The 21,394-nt window shown below is 63.4% G+C and carries 18 protein-coding genes and 4 tRNA genes; 18 read left to right on the top strand and 4 right to left on the bottom strand.

Features of this window, described 5'->3' with window-relative positions; genetic code table 11:
* Window positions 1-296: 296 nt before the first annotated feature.
* Entirely contained in the window at window positions 297-1,943 is a 1,647-nt protein-coding gene (locus GBB18_RS03300; protein ID WP_225990228.1) for a VanW family protein, read from the top strand.
* Between the two features lie 372 nt (window positions 1,944-2,315).
* Here the strand turns inward: GBB18_RS03300 and GBB18_RS03295 are convergent, their stop codons facing one another.
* Window positions 2,316-3,377 carry an alpha/beta hydrolase family protein gene (locus GBB18_RS03295; RefSeq protein WP_151640745.1) on the bottom strand — a complete coding sequence of 354 codons (1,062 nt, stop codon included), beginning with the start codon at window positions 3,375-3,377 and terminating at the stop codon, window positions 2,316-2,318.
* 559 nt (window positions 3,378-3,936) lie between these two features.
* Between GBB18_RS03295 and lpdA the strand changes: the two genes are divergently transcribed.
* Entirely contained in the window at window positions 3,937-5,346 is a 1,410-nt protein-coding gene (gene lpdA, locus GBB18_RS03290; protein ID WP_192795904.1) for a dihydrolipoyl dehydrogenase, read from the top strand.
* 137 nt (window positions 5,347-5,483) lie between these two features.
* Here the strand turns inward: lpdA and GBB18_RS03285 are convergent, their stop codons facing one another.
* Window positions 5,484-6,410: a 1,4-dihydroxy-2-naphthoyl-CoA synthase gene (locus tag GBB18_RS03285; RefSeq protein WP_151640744.1), complete on the bottom strand. Its 927-nt coding sequence runs from the start codon at window positions 6,408-6,410 to the stop codon at window positions 5,484-5,486.
* A 20-nt stretch (window positions 6,411-6,430) separates the two neighbouring features.
* Between GBB18_RS03285 and GBB18_RS03280 the strand changes: the two genes are divergently transcribed.
* The 5 genes from GBB18_RS03280 to GBB18_RS10725 all read left to right on the top strand — a co-directional run bounded on the left by GBB18_RS03280 (window position 6,431) and on the right by GBB18_RS10725 (window position 11,362).
* The gene (locus tag GBB18_RS03280; protein ID WP_151640743.1) at window positions 6,431-7,393 is read left to right on the top strand and encodes an o-succinylbenzoate synthase; all 963 of its coding nucleotides are present in this window, start codon (window positions 6,431-6,433) and stop codon (window positions 7,391-7,393) included.
* Window positions 7,381-9,006, top strand: coding sequence for a 2-succinyl-5-enolpyruvyl-6-hydroxy-3-cyclohexene-1-carboxylic-acid synthase (gene menD / locus GBB18_RS03275; protein WP_370513258.1), 1,626 nt, complete (start codon window positions 7,381-7,383; stop codon window positions 9,004-9,006). Before GBB18_RS03280 ends, menD begins: the two co-directional genes overlap by 13 nt.
* Window positions 9,006-9,461 carry a DUF3592 domain-containing protein gene (locus tag GBB18_RS03270; RefSeq protein WP_151640741.1) on the top strand — a complete coding sequence of 152 codons (456 nt, stop codon included), beginning with the start codon at window positions 9,006-9,008 and terminating at the stop codon, window positions 9,459-9,461. The genes menD and GBB18_RS03270 overlap by 1 nt, the downstream gene beginning before the upstream one ends.
* Before the next feature lie 5 nt (window positions 9,462-9,466).
* Window positions 9,467-10,591: a glycosyltransferase family 1 protein gene (locus tag GBB18_RS10730; protein ID WP_225990227.1), complete on the top strand. Its 1,125-nt coding sequence runs from the start codon at window positions 9,467-9,469 to the stop codon at window positions 10,589-10,591.
* Window positions 10,592-10,672: 81 nt separating this feature from the next.
* The gene (locus tag GBB18_RS10725) at window positions 10,673-11,362 is read left to right on the top strand and encodes a demethylmenaquinone methyltransferase (RefSeq protein ID WP_225990226.1); all 690 of its coding nucleotides are present in this window, start codon (window positions 10,673-10,675) and stop codon (window positions 11,360-11,362) included.
* A 9-nt stretch (window positions 11,363-11,371) separates the two neighbouring features.
* Here GBB18_RS10725 and GBB18_RS03260 read toward each other — a convergent pair whose 3' ends face one another.
* Complete coding sequence (locus GBB18_RS03260; protein ID WP_151640740.1) at window positions 11,372-12,619, bottom strand: geranylgeranyl reductase family protein; 1,248 nt, start codon at window positions 12,617-12,619, stop codon at window positions 11,372-11,374.
* 156 nt (window positions 12,620-12,775) lie between these two features.
* Here GBB18_RS03260 and GBB18_RS03255 point away from each other — a divergent pair, with 156 nt between their 5' ends.
* The 9 genes from GBB18_RS03255 (at window position 12,776) to rplA (ending at window position 17,768) form a co-directional block, all read left to right on the top strand.
* Entirely contained in the window at window positions 12,776-13,828 is a 1,053-nt protein-coding gene (locus tag GBB18_RS03255; RefSeq protein WP_151549433.1) for a polyprenyl synthetase family protein, read from the top strand.
* A 107-nt stretch (window positions 13,829-13,935) separates the two neighbouring features.
* Window positions 13,936-14,017: transfer RNA gene (locus GBB18_RS03250), tRNA-Tyr, on the top strand.
* A gap of 276 nt (window positions 14,018-14,293) precedes the next feature.
* A tRNA-Thr gene (locus GBB18_RS03245) sits at window positions 14,294-14,366 on the top strand.
* 47 nt (window positions 14,367-14,413) lie between these two features.
* Window positions 14,414-14,487 (top strand) — tRNA-Met (locus GBB18_RS03240).
* 157 nt (window positions 14,488-14,644) lie between these two features.
* Window positions 14,645-14,717, top strand: a tRNA-Trp gene (locus GBB18_RS03235).
* A 35-nt stretch (window positions 14,718-14,752) separates the two neighbouring features.
* Window positions 14,753-15,067, top strand: coding sequence for a preprotein translocase subunit SecE (secE, locus tag GBB18_RS03230; RefSeq protein WP_151640739.1), 315 nt, complete (start codon window positions 14,753-14,755; stop codon window positions 15,065-15,067).
* Between the two features lie 200 nt (window positions 15,068-15,267).
* Window positions 15,268-16,197: a transcription termination/antitermination protein NusG gene (gene nusG, locus GBB18_RS03225; RefSeq protein ID WP_151549434.1), complete on the top strand. Its 930-nt coding sequence runs from the start codon at window positions 15,268-15,270 to the stop codon at window positions 16,195-16,197.
* A gap of 292 nt (window positions 16,198-16,489) precedes the next feature.
* On the top strand, window positions 16,490-16,921 hold the full coding sequence (gene rplK / locus GBB18_RS03220; protein ID WP_151529002.1) for a 50S ribosomal protein L11: 432 nt from the start codon (window positions 16,490-16,492) through the stop codon (window positions 16,919-16,921).
* Between the two features lie 133 nt (window positions 16,922-17,054).
* On the top strand, window positions 17,055-17,768 hold the full coding sequence (gene rplA, locus GBB18_RS03215) for a 50S ribosomal protein L1 (protein ID WP_151529001.1): 714 nt from the start codon (window positions 17,055-17,057) through the stop codon (window positions 17,766-17,768).
* A gap of 215 nt (window positions 17,769-17,983) precedes the next feature.
* Here rplA and GBB18_RS03210 read toward each other — a convergent pair whose 3' ends face one another.
* Window positions 17,984-19,249, bottom strand: a complete 1,266-nt coding sequence (locus GBB18_RS03210; protein WP_192795903.1) for a DUF2254 domain-containing protein — start codon at window positions 19,247-19,249, stop codon at window positions 17,984-17,986.
* Between the two features lie 120 nt (window positions 19,250-19,369).
* On the opposite strand from GBB18_RS03210, the gene GBB18_RS03205 reads away from it, so the two are divergent.
* Window positions 19,370-19,930: a hypothetical protein gene (locus GBB18_RS03205; RefSeq protein ID WP_151640737.1), complete on the top strand. Its 561-nt coding sequence runs from the start codon at window positions 19,370-19,372 to the stop codon at window positions 19,928-19,930.
* Between the two features lie 46 nt (window positions 19,931-19,976).
* Entirely contained in the window at window positions 19,977-21,008 is a 1,032-nt protein-coding gene (locus GBB18_RS03200) for an endonuclease/exonuclease/phosphatase family protein (protein ID WP_151640736.1), read from the top strand.
* Window positions 21,009-21,394: the final 386 nt, after the last annotated feature.

The following is a 21,394-nucleotide window of genomic DNA, read 5'->3' as shown; positions in this document are numbered from 1 at the left end:
CGGGCGCGGCGTCGTCTCGTTTGTGGATGTATGCCACAGCCACGCCACCGGCACCGCGCAGGTACTGGGGCGTGATCTATCTATGACAAAACCCCTTCCAGTGTAGGTGATGGAGAGCGGTTGTTCATACCCTAGAGAGCGAAAACCCATGCGCCACAACAGTCACAATAATCACTTTTCTGTCGCGCTGAAGGTGAACAATGCGCTGTTGAACTGGCTAGATGCATATTCTCAGGCAGGCTTAAGACGAGATAGGAAATCGCCAAGAATACGCGCGATTAGTAAGGTTGAGAAACGTGAATGTGCGCAAAATTTCTCTCCTCGTCGTCGTGGGGCTGCTCGCGGTGGCGTGTGTAGCGCTGCTGGCGAACTATCTGCTGGGCAAAGACAAGCTTCAGCGCAATAGCGAAATCAACGGCGTGGCCGTGGGCGGGCTCGGCGAGGCCGAAGCCCGCGAGTTGCTTGCCAGTCGCCTCGCAGGGGTGGAGGACAAGCCCATAACCGTGCGCGCTGGCGAGATGGACACCCACGTGGTGCCCGCCGAGATTGGCCTGTCCGCCGACTGGGAGCGCACCGTGGCCCAGGCCCCGCACACCTCCCTCAATCCCGTGCGCGAGATCGCTGCGCTGTTCCGCAGTCAGGAATCTGATGTGGTGAGCGCTGTGGATGAGGCCGCCTTCGCCGCCGGGGTGGATCGCGTGAGCGAGGAGCTCTCCCGGCCGCCGCGCGACGCCGCGGTCCGGATCGATAATGGCGAGGTGATCGTCGACGAGCCGCTCAATGGCCAGCATCCTTCCCGCGAGGGACTGGAGGCCTCCCTGCCGGAGCGGTGGCTCGACACCAAGGGAGTCGAAGTATCGGCAGTTTCTGAAGAGCCTGCCGTGCGTGATAGCTCCGCGGCCCAGAAGGATGCCGCCACGGCGCTGTCCGGACCGGTGGTCGTGCGCGGCCGCGAGGATGTGACCGGCCAGATTCCGCTGGAGCGCATGGGCGAGGTCATCACTTTCGTACCCGAGGGGGACCACCTCCGCAGCGAATACAATGAGGACGCCGCTCGTGCCATCCTCGGCGAGGCGCTCTCCGAGACCGAGGTGGAGATGAAAAACGCCAGCTTCACCCGCGGCGGTGGGGAAGTAATTCCGAGCGTCGACGGTGTGCACATCCAGTGGGACTCCGTGATGGACGGCCTCGAGCAGCGTATCCTCGGCGATGAACCCCGCGAGTTCGACGCCGCCTATGAGGATGAGCCGGCCACCTACACCACCGAGCAGGCCCAACAGGCGAACTTCTCTGAAACGGTCTCGACCTTCACCACCGGCGACTTTTCTGGGCCCTCTGGCACTAATATCGCGCTCACCGCCCAAATCGTCGATGGGGCTGTGGTGGTTCCTGGACAAACCTTCTCGCTCAATGGCTATACCGGACCGCGGGGTGCCGCCCAAGGCTTCGTGGAATCCGGCATTATTCTCAACGGCCGTGCCGATAAAGCCGTGGGCGGCGGAATTTCTCAATTTGCTACCACCCTCTACAATGCCGCCTACTTCGCCGGCATGGAGGATGTGGCGCATACCCCGCACTCCTATTACATCTCCCGCTACCCAGCCGGTCGTGAAGCCACCGTGTTTGAGGGATTGATCGACCTCCAGTTCAAGAACACCTCAAAGAATCCGGTCCTCATTTCCTCGTGGGTGCACGGCAACGAAATCACTGTGGAGTTCAAGGGAGTCAAGGAAGTGGAGGTGGAATCGGTCTCCGGCGGCCGCTGGGCCCCCACCCAGCCGCACCGCATTAGCCTCTCCGGCGATGACTGCTCGCCATCCTCCGGCGCTCCCGGCTTCACCACCTCTGATACCCGCATCATCCGCAACCTCTCTGGGGCAGAGATCGCGCGGGAAACCCAACAAACGGTCTACGATCCGCAGCCGATCGTGCGCTGCAGCTAGACCCGCGAACAGCACGGAGTAGTCCCGAACCTCACGCCCCATCACCGCAGCCAGCGGTGGTGGGGTTGTGGGTATCGGCGGAAGGCGCAGCCGCGTCGGGCGGCGAATACGGTGCTATGAGGCGTCCCCTGACGCCGTGAGATCAGCTCGGGGCATCGACTCTAGCACCCAGTGTTGCTTGGGATGGTGGCGGCATCCTCACCTGCCCGGTTCTCGCCGGCGCAGCTCTCGCCCCGAGCCCCTAGAGGGGTGCGCAGCAACGGAAGAGAACGCGGCAGCGCCCCGCACGGCCTTCCTCGTGAAGGTGTGCGGGGCGCTGCGGTTACTCACGGCCTCTTTCGGGCCGAGACGTGGCTGTTTCGCGGGCGGCTTTTAGTTCGTGCTCCACGCGCGATCGAAGACGGGCCAGGAGTCACGCAGATCCATCTGCCAGTAGCTCCACTGGTGGGTACCGGTATCGCGGATGTTGAATTTGGCGGGAATCTCGAGCTTGTCCATCTTGGCCTTGAGCAGGTGGGTGCACCAGTTGGTGGCACCCTCGATGCCGCCGCCCACGACCTGGACATTGGCTACGGTCAGGGGGTTGTTCTCAAAGCGGGGGTTGCTGATCATATCCGGCTTACCGGAGGTGCCGGCGGAATTGGAGATGTAGATCTCTCGGCCGCGCAGCGACTCTGCCTGGGCGACAGCGTCGTTGTATTCGCGCGTCTCCGAACCGACCGGGCCCCACATGTCATCCGGGCTGACATTGGCGCGGTTGAGCGTCACGCGCAGCATGGCGTCAGAGATCGGATCGTTGGTAGAGGCGCAGCCAGAGAAGGAACCAACAGCTTGGTACAGCTCCGGGTTGTGCTGGGCCAGCAGCAGCGAGCTGGTGGCGGACATCGACATGCCCGCAATACCGCGCTCACCAGAGGCGCCAAGTTCGGACTCCAGCGGGGTCGGAAGCTCCTGGGTGAGGAAGGTCTCCCACAGCTGGGTGCCGCCGAGCTTCGGCTGCTCGGGGTTGACCCAGTCGGTGTAGTAGGAGAAGCGGCCCTCCATGGGGATGACCACATTCACGTTCTTATCGGCATAGAACTGGGCCACGTCCGTCTGCATGACCCAGTTCGCACGGCCCTCGCCGCCATCGCCACCATTGAGCAGGTACAGGGTGGGGCGGGGAGTGGAGGTATCCTCCGGGGTGATGACCACGAGGGGCACATTGCGGTTCATCGCCGGGGAGAAGGCCCACATTTCCTTCATGTTGGGGGTGGAGTTCACCTTGTCCCGCCACGCCGGTGCTGTCTCCAACCCTGGGGTGGGGCCCTCGTGTACCTGTGCGGCCTCAGCGGCCGTCGCCACCGTGGCGGTGGGCACGGCCACGGTCGGTGCGATCAATCCAGCTGCTGCGATGGTGGCCGCCACGAGCGGCGCCACGAAACGAAACGTCATACAAACCCCATGTCAGTTCTTAATCAGATTTTAGGCAACGATAAGACTACGCTGTTCCCGCCGTATTGGAAAGAGTTATGAGTGTGGTTCCCCCATATCCGGACTGTCACACCAGTCACAGAATTGCCCCTAGGAACATGGCGCCGAGTGGTCTATTCTTCTGTACAGGCCGCTCGTCTGGCGCCCGATAGTGTTTTAGCGGTGACACGGCGAGCAGATAGTCACCGCCGCCTAGCCTGCTCCGCGAAAGAATATATATAGGACATAAGGACGTTTTATGAACGAAGAGATTCTCGTAGCTATTAACACCGCGCTCGGCCAGTTCCTCAACGCTGGCTCCTCCCAGCTCGCCGACATCGCTGTGGACCTTGATCTGTTCTAAGCGCTAAGAGTCGAGAACGCGCGGCGCACAAGGCGCGGCGGGGCCTCGACTATGCAGCCCACTACCCGCCACCGAAGCCGTCCCACTGCCCCCAAGCGGTGGGGTGTGGCCTTGGGTAGTGGGTAGCTTTGTCTCAAACGTCGACGGTGGCGGACTAAACCACGTATCCTTATGAACGTGTCTGATCATTATGATGTTGTAGTACTTGGCGCTGGCCCCGGAGGCTATGTCGCCGCCATTCGAGCAGCCCAGCTTGGCAAGAAGGTTGCGGTCGTTGAGAAGCAGTATTGGGGCGGTGTCTGCCTCAATGTTGGCTGTATTCCCTCCAAGGCCCTGCTGAAGAACGCAGAGCTGGCCCACACCTTTAACCACGAGGCGAAGACCTTCGGTATCGAAGGCGATGTCAGCTTCAGCTTTGAGGCTGCGCACAAGCGCTCCCGCAAGGTATCCGCGGGCATCGTCAAGGGTGTGCATTACCTGATGAAGAAGAACAAGATCACCGAAATTAATGGTCTTGGTTCCTTCACTGATGCCCACACCATTGAGATCACCGAGGGCGAGGACGAGGGTACGACTCTCACCTTCGACGACTGCATTATCGCCACCGGTTCTGTGGTGCGTTCCCTGCCTGGTGTGGAGCTGGGCGGAAATATCTGCTCCTACAAGGAACAGATCCTCGACAGCGAGCTCCCTGATTCCATGGTGATCGTGGGTGCAGGCGCTATCGGTATGGAGTTTGCTTATGTGCTCGCGAACTACGGCGTGGATGTCACCATCGTCGAGTTCATGGACAGCGTCCTGCCCAATGAGGATAAGGACGTATCCAAGGAGATGGCCAAGCAGTACAAGAAGCTTGGCGTGAAGATCCTCACCGGCTACAAGACCACCGAGGTGCGCGACAACGGCGACAGCGTCGAGGTGGATGTTGAGTCCAAGGACGGCAAGAAGAACGACACCCTCATCGTCGATCGTGTGATGGTGTCCATCGGCTTCGCTCCCCGCGTCGAGGGCTTCGGCCTGGAGAACACCGGTGTGGAGCTCACCGATCGTGGTGCTATCGCCATCGACGAGCGCATGCGCACCAATGTGGATCACATCTACGCCATTGGCGATGTCACCGCGAAGCTGCAGCTGGCTCACGTCGCTGAGGCCCAGGGTGTGGTGGCCGCCGAGACCATCGCTGATGCCGAGACCCAAGAGCTGGGCGATTACATGATGATGCCGCGCGCTACCTTCTGTAATCCCCAGGTTGCCTCCTTCGGCTACACCGAGGATGCCGCGAAGGAGAAGTTCTCCGACCGCGATATTAAGGTGGCTACCTTCCCGCTGTCCGCCAACGGCAAGGCCCAAGGTCTGGGCGAGCCCGCGGGCTTCGTCAAGGTGATTGCCGATGGCGAATACGGCGAGCTGCTGGGCGCACACATGGTGGGCGCGAATGTCTCCGAGCTGCTGCCGCAGCTCACCCTGGCGCAGCGCTTCGATCTCACCGCTGAAGAGATCGGCCGCAACGTGCACACCCACCCGACCCTCTCCGAGGCCATGAAGGAAGCCTGTGAGGGAACGATGGGGCACATGATTAACCTTTAAACCCCCCTGAAGCACAGCCCGCCAACCTCCGTGTCGGCGGGCTTCGTGCGTTCTAGCTCTGTGCGTTCAGCGCAGCGGGTGCCGAGCTCAAAAGCGCTGGAGCCCGCACGCGCCGCAGGCCCCGTCGGCTGGCGCCTTTAGTAGTAGTAGGGGAAAGAGGACCAGTCGGGGTCGCGTTTTTCGAGGAAGGAGTTCTTGCCTTCCACGGCCTCGTCGGTCATATACGCCAAGCGGGTTGCTTCGCCGGCGAAGACCTGCTGCCCCATGAGGCCATCATCGGTGAGGTTGAAGGCGAATTTCAGCATGCGCTGTGCGGTGGGGGATTTCCCATTGATCTCCACGGCCATCTGGATGGCCTCGTTTTCAATCTCGGCATGCTCGGCCACAAGGTTCACCGCACCCATCTGGAACATGTCCTCGGCGGTGTAGGTGCGGCCAAGGAAGAAGATCTCGCGGGCGCGTTTTTGGCCCACCATCTTCGCCAGATAGGCGGAGCCGTAGCCGGCGTCAAAGGAGCCAACGTCGGCGTCGGTCTGCTTGAAGCGGGCGTGCTGCTTGGAGGCGATCGTCATATCGCACACCACATGCAGGGAGTGCCCGCCGCCGGCAGCCCAGCCACCCACCACGGCGATTACCACCTTGGGCATGGTGCGGATGAGTCGCTGTACCTCGAGAATGTGCAGCCGTCCGCCCTCGGCTTTGGTGCGCATCTCATCGACGGTGTCCTCGGTGTCGCCGGAGGCATAGCGATAGCCGGAGCGTCCGCGAATGCGCTGGTCGCCGCCGGAACAGAAGGCCCAGCCGCCGTCTTTGTCGCTGGGGCCGTTGCCGCAGAGCAGCACGCAGCCCACATCGGGGGTGCGGCGGGCATGGTCGAGAGCGCGGTAGAGCTCATCGACGGTGTGGGGGCGAAAAGCGTTGCGCACCTCGGGGCGGTCGAAGGCGATGCGCACGATGCCGTGGGATCGGTCGGTGCCCACATGCCGGTGGTAGGTGATATCGGTGAGATCGTCGAAGCCCTCGACGGCTCGCCACAGTTCAGGGTTGAATGGTTGCTCGCTCATACCTCATTATCCTAGAAGCTATGTGTTCGCTCGATGAGGTTCTGGAGCGCACCCACGTGGTGGCGCTGCCGATGCGCGTGAAATTCCGGGGTGTGACCGTGCGCGAAGCCGCGCTGTTTGCGGGGCCGCAGGGCTGGGGCGAGTTCTCCGCGTTCACGGAATACGCGCCGCCGGAGGCCGCTCGCTGGCTACTCTCCGGGTTGGAGGCCGCCTATACAGGCTTATCGACGCCACCCTGCAGCCACATTCCCGTCAATGGCACCATCCCCGCCGTGGGGCCCGAGCAGCTGCCGGAGGTGCTGGACCGTTTCCGGGAGTGCTCGGTGCTCAAGGTCAAGGTGGCGGAGCCGAGCCAGAGCCTGGCTGAGGATATCGAGCGCATCGCCACCATTCGGCAGCTGCGCCCCGATGCCACGCTGCGGGTCGATGCCAACCGCGGCTGGTCGGTGAATGAAGCGATCGCCGCCGCACGGCATCTCGGGCCGCTGGAATATATGGAGCAGCCGGTGGCCACCGTGGGGGAGATGGAGGAGCTGCGCCGCTGGGTGGATGTGCCCATCGCCGCCGATGAGTCCATCCGCAAGGCGGAGGATCCATATGAGATTGCCCGCCGTCGGGCCGCAGATTATGCGGTGATTAAGGTGGCGCCGATGGGCGGGGTGGCCCAGGTGGAGCGGGTGGCCGAGTTCATGGCCCAGCACGGCATGGGGATCAGGATCGCCTCCGCCCTCGACACTGCGGTGGGGATGAATTCTGGGGTGGTGGCCGCCGCCACGGTGGCACCCGAGTACGCGGCGGGGCTGGCCACCAGCCAGCTGTTTATCGAGGATGTTGCCGCGCCGCGAGAGATCGTGGGCGGGATGATCTCCACCGCGCCGCTCAGCCCGGACCCCGCGCGATTGGAGGAGCTGGCCGCCCCGCCAGAGCGTCGGGATTGGTGGCTCAAGCGCATTGCGGCGTGCTGGTTAGAATTAGGGCTATGACATCTTGGGATACCGCGCGCGCCATCGTTGAAGAACTTGCTCTGAGCTGCACTGATGTGGTGGTGTGTCCGGGTTCTCGGAATGCTCCTTTATCCCTTGCGCTCGCGGCGGCGCAGGGGCTGCGGCTGCATGTGCGCCTCGATGAGCGGGATGCGGCGTTTGCCGCACTCGGGATGGCGCGGGTGACTGGCCGGGTGGTGCCGGTGGTGATGACCTCGGGCACGGCCGTGGCCAATTGTCTGCCGGCGATGATCGAGGCGCATCACGCCGATATTCCCTTGGCTATTATCTCCGCCGATCGCCCCTCCCGGCTCGTCGGTACCGGCGCCAGCCAAACCATTGTGCAGCACGGGCTGTTTTCCACCGTCACGCCCACGGTAGCTATTAGCGAGTCCACCCGCCCGGCCACAGCCCAGGCCATGCTGCGGCGCGCGCTCGCGGAGCGCCGGCAGGCCCATATCAACATCGCCTTCGATATGCCTCTGGTGCCGGAGGCCACCCCAGAGCCGGTGGTTGCGGGGACGAGGGCGGCGTCGATAAGCCCGAAGCCGCGCGATTGGGGCGTGGTGGACGTGGATCTGAGCGCGCAGGTGCTGGTGATCGCCGGTGATGGCGCGTGGGCGGTGGAGGGGCTGGAGGATGCGCCCACGATCGCCGAGCCCAGCGCCCCCGCCCCTTTCCATCCGGTGCATCCTTTGGCGGCGAATGTGCTGCTCAGCGGGGTGGAGATCGCCCGCCCCGAGCACGTCATTATTGTCGGCCATCCGACGCTACACCGGGATGTGCTGGCGCTGATGCGGCTGGGGGTGCGCACCACGGTGCTCACCCGCGGCGAGAGCTATACCGATCCGTGGGGTGGTGCCACCGAGGTGGCGAGCAGCGTGCGCGTCAGCGGCGAGATCAGCCAGGGCTGGCTGGAGCTTGTCGACGCCGCCTCGAGCCGCGCCGCCGAGGCCGTGCGCGATACCCTCGCCGAGGAGGATCTGGGATTTAGCGGGCTGCATGCCGCCGCCGCTGTGGCCGATACCCTCGCGGTGGGCGATGGGTTTTTCCTCGGTGCCTCCAATCCCGTGCGCGATGCCAGCATGGTGGGGCTGCCCTTTGATGGGGTGGATACCTATTCGCCCCGCGGCGCCGCCGGGATCGATGGCTCGACCGCCCAGGCTGTGGGCGTGGCCCTGGCGCGGCAGCACCGCGAGAAGGACGTCGTGCGGGCCCCGCGGACGGTGGCGCTGCTGGGGGATGTGACCTTCCTGCACGATATCGGCGGGCTGCTTATTCCCACTGACTCGCCGCGCCCGGAAAACCTCACCATCGTGGTGGCCAACGACAATGGCGGCGGGATTTTCGAAACCCTCGAGCAGGGCGCAGAAGCGCACCGCGAGGTCTTCGACACCGCCTTCGGCACCCCGCACGATGTGGACCTGCAGGCGCTATGCGCGGGCTATGGGGTGCAGCACCGCCGGGTGGAGAGCGTGCAGGAGCTTATCGACGCCCTCGCCGAGACTGCGGAGCGCGGCGCCGATGGTATCGAGGTGATCGAGGCCATGACGACCCGCGCCACCCGCCGCGACTTGCAGCGGCGCTTGCAGGACAAGGTGGAGTGGGAGTAATGATCGCCCGTCGCCTCCGGCAGCTCGTCATCGTGCTCTATGGGGCCGTGGTGTTGATGAGCATCGGCATGGTGGGTGCCGCCATCATGAACGATCACGCTATCTCTTCCAACCCCGGCCGGGCGCTGGCGCGGGTTACCAACGAGGATTGGTTGCGCACCACCGTGGAGTTTCAAGACGAGCACGGCATCTTTCACGTCCCGCCATCTGGGCTGCTGTATCCCTCGGATCTGGGAGTGGGGCAGCGGGTGTGGGTGAACTATTCCACCGCCAACCCCGACTTGGTGAAGGTAGAGGGGCGGAACTGGACCCTGGCGGTGATCCCAGCGCTGTCGGTATTCACCGTCGCGAGCGCTATCGGCGCGGGCCTGTGGTGGTTTATTGGGCATTCATCAAAAATTCGGGCACTCGATACCCTGAGCCAACCCGTACGGAAGACGAGCAAGGCACACTAACCGGCATGCGCATCGGAATAGTCGCGGAATCCTTCCTGCCCAATGTCAACGGAGTCACCAATTCCATTCTTCGCATCCTGGAGCATATCGAGGGCGAGCATGAAGCCATCGTAATCGCGCCGGGGGCGCGCGAGTTCCAGGAGGAGATCCCCTCCTATGCGGGCGCGCAGATCGTGCGGGTGCCTACCGTGCGCATGCCGCTGATCAACTCGCTGCCCATCGGCGTGCCGGTGCCGGCCGTCACCCACGCCCTGCGCTCCTTCGCCCCCGACGTCATCCACTTGGCCTCGCCCTTCGTCCTCGGCGGCTATGCCTCTTTCTCGGCGCGGCAGCTGGGCATTCCCGCCGTGGCCGTCTACCAAACCGATGTCGCCGGCTTCGCCACCACCTACCGACTCACACCCCTGGCCGTGGCCGCATGGGACTGGACGCGCATCATCCACAACCAGGCGGCCCGCACCCTCGCGCCCTCCTCGGCTGCCATCGCCGAGCTGGAGGAGCACGGGGTGCAGCGGATTCACCGCTGGGGCCGCGGCGTGGACGCCGAGCTCTTCCATCCCCGCCGTCGCGACCACGCCCTGCGCGCCCACTGGCTGCAGCAGCGGGCAGACACGCGCTATGTGGTGGGGTTTGTGGGGCGGCTCGCCGCCGAAAAGGGGGTGCAGCGCTTGCGTGCCCTTGCCCACCGCTCCGATGTGCAGCTGGTGATCGTCGGCGATGGGCCAGAGCGGGCCAGCTTGTCCGCGCAGCTTCCCGAGGCGATTTTCACCGGCGCGCTCTCCGGCACCGAACTCGCCCGCGCCTACGCCAGCATGGACGTCTTTGTGCACCCCGGCGAGTTCGAAACCTTCTGCCAGACCATCCAAGAAGCCCAAGCCAGCGGGGTGCCCACCATTGCCCCGCGCGCCGGCGGGCCCATCGATCTCGTCACCGATGGCTATAACGGCTATCTGCTCGACGTCGAGAGCTTTGAACAGCAACTCGAGCTGGCCACCGACCGCTGCCTCATGCACCTGCCCACCTTGCGAGAAGACGCCCGCCGCTCCGTGGAGCCGCGCACGTGGGCGGCGCTGGTCGACCAGCTCCTCGAGCACTACGAGCAGGCCGTGCACGCCCCAGCGCGCAAATAGCGGGGGCGCCGCTAGACCGGCGGTGCCACTGCCGCGGCCGCCCCGCCAGCGCAGAGAGCGGCTCGGGTAAGCTCTGCAGGCGTGGTTAAGGCAAATCTGGACAAGCAGCCCAAAGACGTCGCGCGCATGTTTGACGACGTCGGCAAAAACTACGACATCACCAATACCGTGCTCTCCTTCGGCCAGGACCGGCACTGGCGCACCCGCACCCGCGAGCGCCTCAACCTCCAGCCCGGAGAAAAAGTATTGGATCTCGCCGCGGGAACGGCGGTGTCCACCGTCGAGCTGAGCAAGTCCGGAGCCTGGGTGGTGGCCTGCGACTTCTCCCAGGGCATGCTCAAGGCGGGAAGCCATCGCGCCGTGCCGAAGGTCGTCGGCGACGGTATGCACCTGCCCTTCCGCGATAACACCTTCGACGCCGTGACCATCAGTTTCGGGCTGCGCAACATCCAGGATTTTCGCGCCGGGCTACAAGAAATGGCGCGCGTGACCAAACCGGGCGGCCGGCTCGCCGTGGCCGAGTTCTCCACCCCCACCGTGCCGGTGTTTGCCACCGTGTACAAGGAATATCTCATGCGGGCGCTGCCCGCGGTGGCGCGCGCGGTCTCCTCTAACCCCGAGGCCTATGAGTATCTGGCGGAATCCATCCGCGCCTGGCCCAACCAGGAAGAGCTTGCCGCCGCCATCAATCGCTCCGGATGGAGCGAATGCGGCTGGCGCAACCTCACTTTCGGCATCACCGCCCTGCACTCCGCTATCAAACCGAAGTAGCGGCGTCCGCTAACTCCAGAGCGGGGTATCGTCCACCCAGCCCAAGCAATGCTGGGCGCCGTGCCACACCCGCGCTACGAGGTCGCGGTCGGACTCGGTGATGAGATTGCCCATCAAACGAGCCGCCGCCGGCATGAGTACCCGGCCGCCGAGCCCGCGCATCGCCAGTGGGCCCGCCACCGGCAGAAACTGCGGATAGGTGAGCACGCGCGCGAGACGTCGTGCCAGCCGGAAACTCTCGCCATAGTGCTCGCGCAGCAGCCGCGGCCACTCCTCGCGGACAGTGCTGCTGTGCTGCATTAACTCCACCGCCAGCCGCGCTGATTCCATGCCATAGTCAATGCCCTCGCCATTGAGGGGATTGACGAGCGCGGCGGCGTCGCCAAGCAACATCCAGTTCTTGCCCGCCACGGAGCTGATCGCGCCACCCATGGGAAGCAGCGCCGAGGCGATCTCCCGTGGGGCGTCGAGCTGCCACTGCTGGCGCTGCTGCTCGGCATAAGAGGCCAGCAGCTTTTTGGTGTTGATCTGGGCCGGTCGACTAGCTGTGGATAGCGCCCCGCAGCCGATATTCACCTCATCGCCGCCGAGCGGGAAAATCCAGCCATAGCCAGGCTGTACCGTGCCCTGCTCATCGCAGAGTTCCACGTGCGAGTGCATCCACGGATCGTCGCCGCGAGGCGTGGTGCAATAGGCGCGTGCCGCAATGCCAAAAACCTGTTCGCGGTGCCACTGGCGGCCCAGCTGCCGGCCAAAGGAGGAGCGCACCCCATCTGCCACCAGCACCATGCGCGGAGTAATCACGCGGAGCTCGTCCTGATAGCGCACCTCGACACGCTCAATGCGGCCGCCGTAGATATGGGCGCGCTGCGCCTCGGCGTTTTCCCACGTGCTCACCCCATCCTGCTGCTGGGCATGCCGGAAGAGCAGGGTGTCGAAATCACGGCGCTTCATGGCCGAGCCGATACGCCCGAAGCCGCTGTCCGGCCACGGGGCCTGCACATCGCCGCCATAGCCGTGCAGGAACAAGCCCTGATTGCGGTAGTGGGCGGTGACCTCCTCGGCCAGCTGCAGCGCGTGCAGCTCCTTGATGGCGCGCGGGGTCAGGCCATCGCCGCAGGTTTTATCGCGGGGGAAGGAGGCGGCGTCGATAAGCAACACGGAGCGCCCCGCATGAGCGGCATGATAGGCGGCCGCGGAGCCAGTGGGGCCCGCGCCCACGATCAGAACGTCTACTGCAACATCAGGATGGGCCACGCACCTATTGTGGCATTGAAGTGGGCGTCGACTGTAGATAGCCCCCGAACGTAGACTACGGTTATCATCTGTAGATTAAAAGCGCCTGAGAAGTGTGGACGTCCTACTCTCAGAAACAGCCCCCCAGCAGCCAACGAAGGTCGAGGACAACCAAGTATGAGTAACGGTACAGCCGTGGGCTCGCAAGACAACGAGCAATGGGTGCAGGTCACCGCATCTCAAGGCTCGATTCCCCGTCTTGACTTGGGAGATCCAGAGCTGAGTGCCTGGGTGACAGAGAAGATGGAGGACGTCGAAGAGCTTTTGCGTAACGACGTCGCCAGCGGCGCCGACTTTGTTGCCGATAAGGTGGCGCATCTCTTCGAAGCAGGGGGTAAGCGATTCCGCCCCATGTTCGCCCTGCTCGCCTCGCAATATGGGCCCGAGCCCGGCAGTCTCAACGTGCAGCGCGCCGGCGCCATCGTGGAAATGACCCACCTGGCCACCCTCTATCACGACGATGTGATGGACGAAGCCGAGAAGCGGCGTGGAGTCGAATCCGCCAACCACCGCTGGAATAACTCGGTGGCGATCCTCGCCGGCGATATCCTTTTGGCCTACACCTCCCGCATGATGGGCCAGCTCGGCGTCGAGACCGTGCAGCACTTCGCCACCACCTTTGAGCAGCTTGTCACCGGACAGATGCGCGAAACAGTGGGCCCGCGCGGCGGTGATCCGGTGGAGCACTATCTCAACGTGATCCGCGAAAAGACCGGTGTGCTCATCGCCGCCGCGGGCTATCTCGGTGCCCTGCACTCAGGCGCGGACAAGCAGCACATCAAGGCTGTCGAGCGCTATGGCGAGGCCGTGGGCATGGTCTTCCAGATCGTCGATGACATCATCGATATCTTCTCCGATTCCAGCCAGTCCGGAAAGACCCCCGGCACCGATCTGCGCGAGGGAGTATTCACCCTGCCGGTGCTCTACGCCTTGCGTGAGGAGGGCGAGGTCGGCGATGAGCTCCGCGCCCGCGTCACCGGGCCGGTGGCCGATGAGGATGTTCCCGAGATCATTGCCCTGCTGGAGCGCTCCGGCGGTCGGGCTCGCGCCAAGCAGGACATTGAGCACTACCTCGCCGAGGCGGAAAACGCCCTGTCTGAACTGCCGCAGAATAAGGTCACCGAAGCGCTACGCACCCTAGCGCAGCTCACCGCCGGACGCGTGGGATAGCGGCCGCTAGGCGGCGGCGTGTGTGGCATAAACGCCCAGCGCAGGGCGGCGATTTGCTTAAACATATGGGGCGCATAGTAGAGTAAGTGACCGCACCAAGCGTGCACGCCAGGTTGCCCGAGCGGCCAAAGGGAGCGGACTGTAAATCCGCCGGCATTGCCTTCAATGGTTCGAATCCATTACCTGGCACTCTTTATTACCCGAGGTTCTCCCCGATGGGAGGCCTCGGGTTTTTCTTTGTGCGGCTGCGGGAGTGTGGGGCGGTGGGGCGGCGTCGATAAGCCGAGCGGGCGTTGCGCGCGGGGTGGATGCGCGCTCAAGGGGTGCTAATAATCCCCATAATGGGCCCAGAAAGAGGCGATGAGGTGCAGATTTGTGTTCTTTCATGGCTTCGGGTTAATCTTCTTAAGGCTTCAACGGAAGGCGCACTGCACAAGACAGTGTGATTCCTATAAGGGAAGCTAAGCCCCCTTAGCTCAGTCGGCAGAGCGTTTCCATGGTAAGGAAAAGGTCGACAGTTCGATTCTGTCAGGGGGCTCTGTTCATTTATATAGCCGCTCGCAGCGAGTGGTTGTATATGAATGGGGCGGTTTAGCTCAGTTGGTGAGAGCGCACGACTCATAATCGTGAGGTCCCGAGTTCGAGTCTCGGAACCGCTACTGCACACCGCATGATAAGGCCTAGCCGATATCTTCGGTTGGGTCTTATTTCGTGTGTGTAGCCGGTAGGTGCCTTTACTTCCTGCAGGGAAGTCATTACAGTTATCGGCAGTGTTGCGCACGAGCCGCCGCGAGCGGCGACTGCGACAGCGCGCCAAGGGGCGTGGCTCAATTGGCAGAGCAGCGGTCTCCAAAACCGCAGGTTGCAGGTTCAAGTCCTGTCGCCCCTGCAAATACTTTTTGGAAAGTCGTATCGAGGAGAAACGTGGCAGACGATCGCAAACCGAGCGCGCGGCCCACGGGCAAGCGACAGCTCACCGGCGTAAGCACGACCTCGAGCGAGTCTTATTCCTCCAAGCGGGCCGTAGCCACCAAGGATGAAGACGAGAAGCCCGGTGGCGGCCCCATGCGCTTCGTTCCCGAAGTGGTGGAGGAGATGAAGAAGGTCATTTGGCCGACCTCCAAGCAGATGGTGAACTACACCCTCATCGTCTTCGGCTTCCTCATCGTGATGACCCTCCTCGTATGGGGCATCGACATTTTGGCCTCCCGAGGAGTTGACCTAGTTCTCAACCCTTAACTAGGATGATTCCCATAGCTTTTACCCGCCTTAGCCACTAGCGCCAAGGCGGGACTTTTATTGCCTCAGTGCCCGCGCCGCACGGCTGCGCGGCTGTGCGGAGCCCGCAGGACGGGCGCGAACGCACCGCAGGCGGCAATGAGAGCACAAAGCCGCACATTCCGATACCCGATATCCGCGAAAGACAGAGCAAGGACACTATGAGCGAGAACACTGAGAACACCACCGGTGCCGCCGCAGAGGCAGAAGACACCTCCGTCGAGAACGTGGGCACCGCCGCTGAGGGTGCCGCCACCTCCTTCGAGACCGCCGCCCAGGCCGCGACTGCTGCCCAGGCCGCCGATGAGCGACTCGAGAACCAGGGCGAGGAGAGCGCAGAAGAGCGCGCCGCCGCCGAAAAGGAGGGCGTGGAGGACGCGCTCAATGCGGATGTTGCCGTGGCCGATCAGGCCGCTGCCGAAAGCGATGATTCTCTCGCCGAGTACAAGGCCCGCCTGCGTAAGTTCATTCGTGAGCTGAAGAAGAAGCCGGGCCAGTGGTACATCATTCAGTGCTACTCCGGCTACGAGAACAAGGTGAAGACCAACCTGGACATGCGTGCCCAGACCCTGGAGGTGGAAGACTTCATCTACGAGGTCGTCGTGCCCATCGAGGAGGTCGTGGAAATCCGCGACGGTCAGCGCAAGCGCGTGAAGCGCAAGCTGCTGCCGGGCTATGTGCTGGTGCGCATGGACATCGACGATCGCTCCTGGTCCGTGGTGCGTGAGACCCCAGGCGTGACCAGCTTCGTGGGCAACGAGGGGCACGCCACCCCGGTGAAGCACCGCGACGTGGCCAAGTTCCTGCTGCCGCAGGAGACCACCCCGGTGGAGGGCGAGCAGGGCGAGCAGCCGGCCGCCTCCAAGGATGGCGAGCAGGTTGTGGCACAGCCCAGCAAGAAGCAGGCCCCCGTGGAAGTGGACTACCAGGTCGGCGAGGCCGTCACCATTCTTACCGGCGCGCTGGCCACCGTGTCCGCCACCATCTCCGAGATCGATGCCGAAAACGGCAAGCTGCAGGCGCTGGTGTCCATCTTCGGTCGTGAGACCCCAGTGGAGCTCACCTTCGACCAGGTGGAAAAGGTCAACTAGACCGCCGTGGGGCGTGGCTCGGCTGTGCTACAGCGGGGCCATGGCCTCTATTTGGTCTGACCTGCGCGAAGGTGTAAACTTTTCCTTCGCGTGTCTGCGCAGGCCTTCGTGGTGTGCGCAGTGCAGGCGCGGCGGCGTTGGCCGTTGGCGCACACACGCAGAACATACTGTCAATAAATCCCCGGTGGCTGAGTAAAGCTCGGCATCCGGACGCATCGGCCACATACGGGCGGGTTGAAACTAGCCAGTACCCGCTGTCGGCGGTGCGGTACCACGGAAGAGGTAAAGAAACATGGCTAAGAAGAAGAAAAAGGTCTCTGGCCTTATCAAGCTGCAGATCGAGGCTGGCGCCGCTAACCCGGCTCCCCCGGTCGGCCCGGCCCTGGGTGCCCATGGTGTCAACATCATGGAGTTCTGCAAGGCCTACAACGCTGCTACCGAGGCTCAGCGCGGCAATATCGTGCCGGTGGAGATCACCGTCTACGAGGACCGCTCCTTCGACTTCGTGCTGAAGACCCCGCCGGCAGCCAAGCTGCTGCTGAAGGCCGCTGGCCTGAAGAAGGGCTCCGGCGTTCCCCACACTGAGAAGGTCGGCTCTGTGACCTGGGATCAGTGCAAGGAGATCGCCACCACCAAGAAGCCGGACCTCAACGCCAACGACATCGAGGCTGCAGCCAAGATCATCGCCGGTACCGCCCGCTCCATGGGCATCGAGGTTAAGTAATACCTCCCCGGCCACCCTCGCGGTGGCCCAACGCCTTCCCGCACAGGGGAAGGCGAGTGGTAGGGCCCGCTCACGGCCCATCAACACCACAACATTCCATCGCACGTTTCAAAAACTTTAAGGATTGTGAAACATGAGCAAGAAGCACTCCCGCCGTTACCAGGAGCTCCAGTCCAAGGTGGACAAGGGCCGGATCTACTCTCCGCTCGAGGCCGCTCAGCTGGCCAAGGACACCTCCTCTGACAAGTACGACGCATCCGTGGACGTTGCCGTCCGCCTCGGCGTTGACCCCCGCAAGGCTGATCAGCTCGTGCGCGGCACCGTCTCGCTGCCGAACGGCACCGGTAAGTCCGTGCGCGTGGTTGTCTTCGCTGCTGGCCCGAACGCCACCGCAGCTGAGGAAGCCGGCGCTGACGTCGTGGGCTCCGAGGATCTGATCGAGAAGATCCAGGGCGGCTGGACCGACTTCGACGCCGCTATCGCCACCCCGGACCAGATGGCCAAGGTTGGTCGTGTGGCCCGCGTCCTCGGCCCCCGTGGCCTGATGCCGAACCCCAAGACCGGCACCGTCACCACCGATGTGGCCAAGGCTGTCAAGGAGATCAAGGGCGGTAAGATCGCCTTCCGCGTGGACAAGGCTGCGAACCTGCACGCCCTGATCGGCAAGGCCTCCTTCACCCCAGAGCAGCTGGCTGAGAACTACGGCGCGCTCATCGACGAGCTGCTGCGCCTCAAGCCCGCCTCCTCCAAGGGCATCTACCTGAAGAAGGTCACCCTTTCCGCCACCCAGGGCCCCGGCATCCCCGTGGACACCTCCGTGGTGAAGAACTACGCCGCCAAGGCTTAAAGTCTCCTTCTTCGTTCCGTCCCGCCCGCGTGCGGTGCGGAGCGGAATAGTCTGAGACATCACACCCCTGCCACTTCCCGCCAGCGCGGGAGGGTGACAGGGGTGTTGTGCGTCTGCGCCGAGCTTCGTTGCGGGCGCGGCTTAGCGGGCACCGGGGCCGCGGTGCGGGCAGTGGAGGGCCACCCACTGCAGTGCGGGCATAGTCCTCGCGCCTCTTAGTCTTTGACTCCCGCAGCGCGCAGCACGCGCTGCCTATCGAGGGGCTCGTCGATGGCCCGCTCGGCGGCCCGGATGATCGCCTCGATTTCTTTGCGCACGACCACCCGTACTGCTGGGTCGCGGGATTCTTCGCCCACAATGTGCAGCATGTCCAGCAATTCCACCAACACGCCCGGTTCCTGTGCGCCATAGCGTCGCATTTCTGAGACCCACTCTGCGAGCAGCTCCGCCTGGGTGCGTTCCGCGGCCCAGAGGACACAGCGCCCCTCCTCGTCCTCGTGCACCACCGGCTGCGGCGGGTGTGTGACGAGTGTGCGCAGCACGCTGGTGGCTTGTCCGATCGTATGCCGGGCAGTGGTGGGATCGTTGACTCCAGGCGAGAGCGCCCGCACCCCGATATCGAGCAGTTGGCGCAAGCCCAGTGCGAAATCGTTTCCGGAGACCCGCTCGAGGGAGAGGAAGATCGGATCCGGCATGTCTAGTGCGTGGGTGGCGTGCTGGGTAGCGCACCACCACATCGCCACCGGCTGCCCGGCGATGATCCTATCGCCCGGTTGGACATCGATCACCACTGTCGCCTCGTGTTCTTTCGCCCAGTCGGCCGCCGATTGGTGATCGACGCGCTGCACATAGCCGAAGCTCTCCGCGCACAGCACCGCCGCATGGCTGGGCGGTTCGGGGCGCTCAAAATACACGGCCGGGGTGTCGGTGGGCGGGGCGGTATCTGCGTGGGCGAGGGTGCGCTCCGCAGATTGCCTGATGATGGTGTCTACCCGCACCATGTCCACCACCCGAGAGACGTACCAGATGAAGGTGCCTAAGGCGATGAGCACGCCAAGCACGGCGACGGTGACAGCCAGTTGTGGCGGGGATTCCGCGTCCTTGTCCAAAGAACGCAGCACCAGCACGGCGTAGACAAAGTTGCCCACATAGACCGCGATGATGCCGCGCACCGCCGGCGATTCGATATAGTCGCGCAGCAATTGATGCGAGAAGTTGCCCGAGGCGACTTGCAGCACGATCAGTGTCATGGAGATCGTGGTGGTCAGCACCGTCATGGTGGAGGAGGCCACGAAGCTCAGCATGTCGGCGGCACCGTCGGTGTCGCCCGGCCACAAATACTGGGCGAGCAGGTACTCACCGGGCACATCCACTTCGGTGAGCACGATGGCAAGGACGGCCGCCACGACGCCGGTGACCGCCGCACCGGACCAGAGTTTCGCGCTGAGGAGGGTTTTCAGCGCATAGAAGAAACGTTTCACCTGCTCCATGCTACGGTCTGCGCAGGATGCTTATCGACGCCACCTCCTAGCGCCCCACCCAGGCGACTAACGGCTGGGCGGGCAGGGCTGTGCCGCCGAAATATGCAACAATCGAGGGTTATGAGTATTTCTACACGTCAGCGTCCCGTCCGCGCGAGCCTAGCGATTGCCGCCTCTGCGGTGCTGCTCGGCGCCGCCGGCTGCTCCTCTAATGAGGACGATGCTGTGACCGCAGCGAGCACCGAGGCCTCGAGCTCCGTATCGTCTGCGGATAGCTCCGCAGAAACCAGCACTGAGGTTACGGAGAGCAACGATGAGTGCGCCGTGGACCCGAACGCAGATGCGGTGCACCGCGCGGTGGCCCAGATCAACCAAGAAGAAGGCAGTTGGTCTTTCAAGGGGGATTCCAACTGGAATGCCTGCACCGATCTCACCTATGCCCGCGTGGATGAGGCCGATAAGCCCCTAGAGAACGCCGAGTCCGTACTGCTGCTCTTCCACGCCGGCGAGTACGTGGGCCGCGATGAGGGCAGCCCGCACATGATTGAAGAACTCAAGGCCGATCCGGAAGGCTACAGCATCGACGTCACCTACCGCGATGGCGAGGGCGGTGATAACGTGCTGCTCTACTGGAATGAGCAGGACAATGCCGTGGGCTATCAACGCTCTGTCCACAATTAGGGACACACCTATAATCAAATGGGTTAAGAATTAAGGGGTGCCGCTGATGAGAAGGGCCGGCGCTGTCTTGGCGCAGCTCGCCCTGTGGAGCATGCTCGGGGCCTGTGGTCTCGTCATCCTCTTTCCCCACTGGGCGCCCGCGCGATGGCTGAGTACTCGCCTCGGCGGCGCCCAGCTGATCGCCTTTCCCTATCTCATGGCTGCAGGCGGGCTCGTGTGCGGCCTCGTTCTGCTGCTCCAGGCGCTGTTGCGGCGCCGCACCGCCTTCCGGATTCTCGAGGGGATAGCGGGCGCGATAGCGGTGGCGTTGGCGACCGTGTTGGCCGTGGTTCCAGTGCCTGCGCCTGCTCGTGGCAGCCTGCCTGCACCGTCGCCGGATGCGGCCCCTGAGTTGACTGTGGTCACCTTAAACAGCCAAAACACGCTGTCTGCTGCCGGCTTTCAGGCTCTCGTGGCTGCAGCGGACCCCGATATCGTTGTCCTGCCGGAAGCAGAGCGCTCCCGCGTGGACGCCGCGGTGCAGGGCAGCGAATTTGAGCAGGCCTTGATCGATCCCGCCCCTGGGCACTCTGCACGAGGGCCGGTGGCCACCCAGGTACTTGTGCATCCGCGCCTCGGCTCGGTCGCCCCAGCCGATATTCCTTCCTTTGACCTAGAGTCGAAGGCGGCGATTATCACCCCGCATACGGGGCAGAGCTTCCATGTAGCCGGCGTGCACCCCGTGCCACCAGTGCCGTTTCTCATGGAGCAGTGGCGGCAGCAGACGCAGGCCTTCATACGCTATGGGGAGAAACTTCTCGGCCCCGTGCTCCTCGCCGGTGATTTCAATGCCACCCTCCGCCACGGCCCGCTGACCCAGCGAGAGCGGCTCATAGCCGCAAGCGAAGTATGTGGACGGAATGCGGTGGGGACGTGGCCTGCCCAGGTTCCCTTTGGCTCCACATGGCAGAGCCACCCCCTACGCACCTCCATTGATCACATCTTCGTCTCTCCCGAGTTTCATGTTCGGGGCTGTTCCACCATGCCCGTGGGGAACGCAGATCATCTTGCGTTCATCGTCCGCTTATCGCGAAGCTAGGGCACGTATAGGGCTCTGTAGAGCTGATTCAGGCCGTCCAGCAGGTAAGTATGGGGTAAAGCACAGTGTGCGCAATACTGTGTAACATCCCACTCATCGGACCTCTATGTCTGGGGCCACCTTCATATGTGCTGGTGGGTGATAAAAAGGCCATACGCTGGACGCATGACAGGATGTCGGCATATGTAAGGCATATCCATGGTTGGGTTGGTCACCCATGTGGCGAACACTTCCGATAGTTACCAAACCGTGATCTGTTTGGCCTTTCCGGTCGGACATACGAACTGCAAAAATAGGGCCCCATCTGGGATTTGCCACATATGCAGTGCCCGATCGGGCATTCTGTCAGGGGTGCGGCCAAAAAGTGGACATTTCAACAAGAATAA

It is taken from the genome of Corynebacterium sp. 11A (genome assembly GCF_008930935.1).
GTDB lineage: Bacteria > Actinomycetota > Actinomycetes > Mycobacteriales > Mycobacteriaceae > Corynebacterium > Corynebacterium megadyptis.
This window is presented reverse-complemented; position numbering and strand designations above follow the sequence as displayed.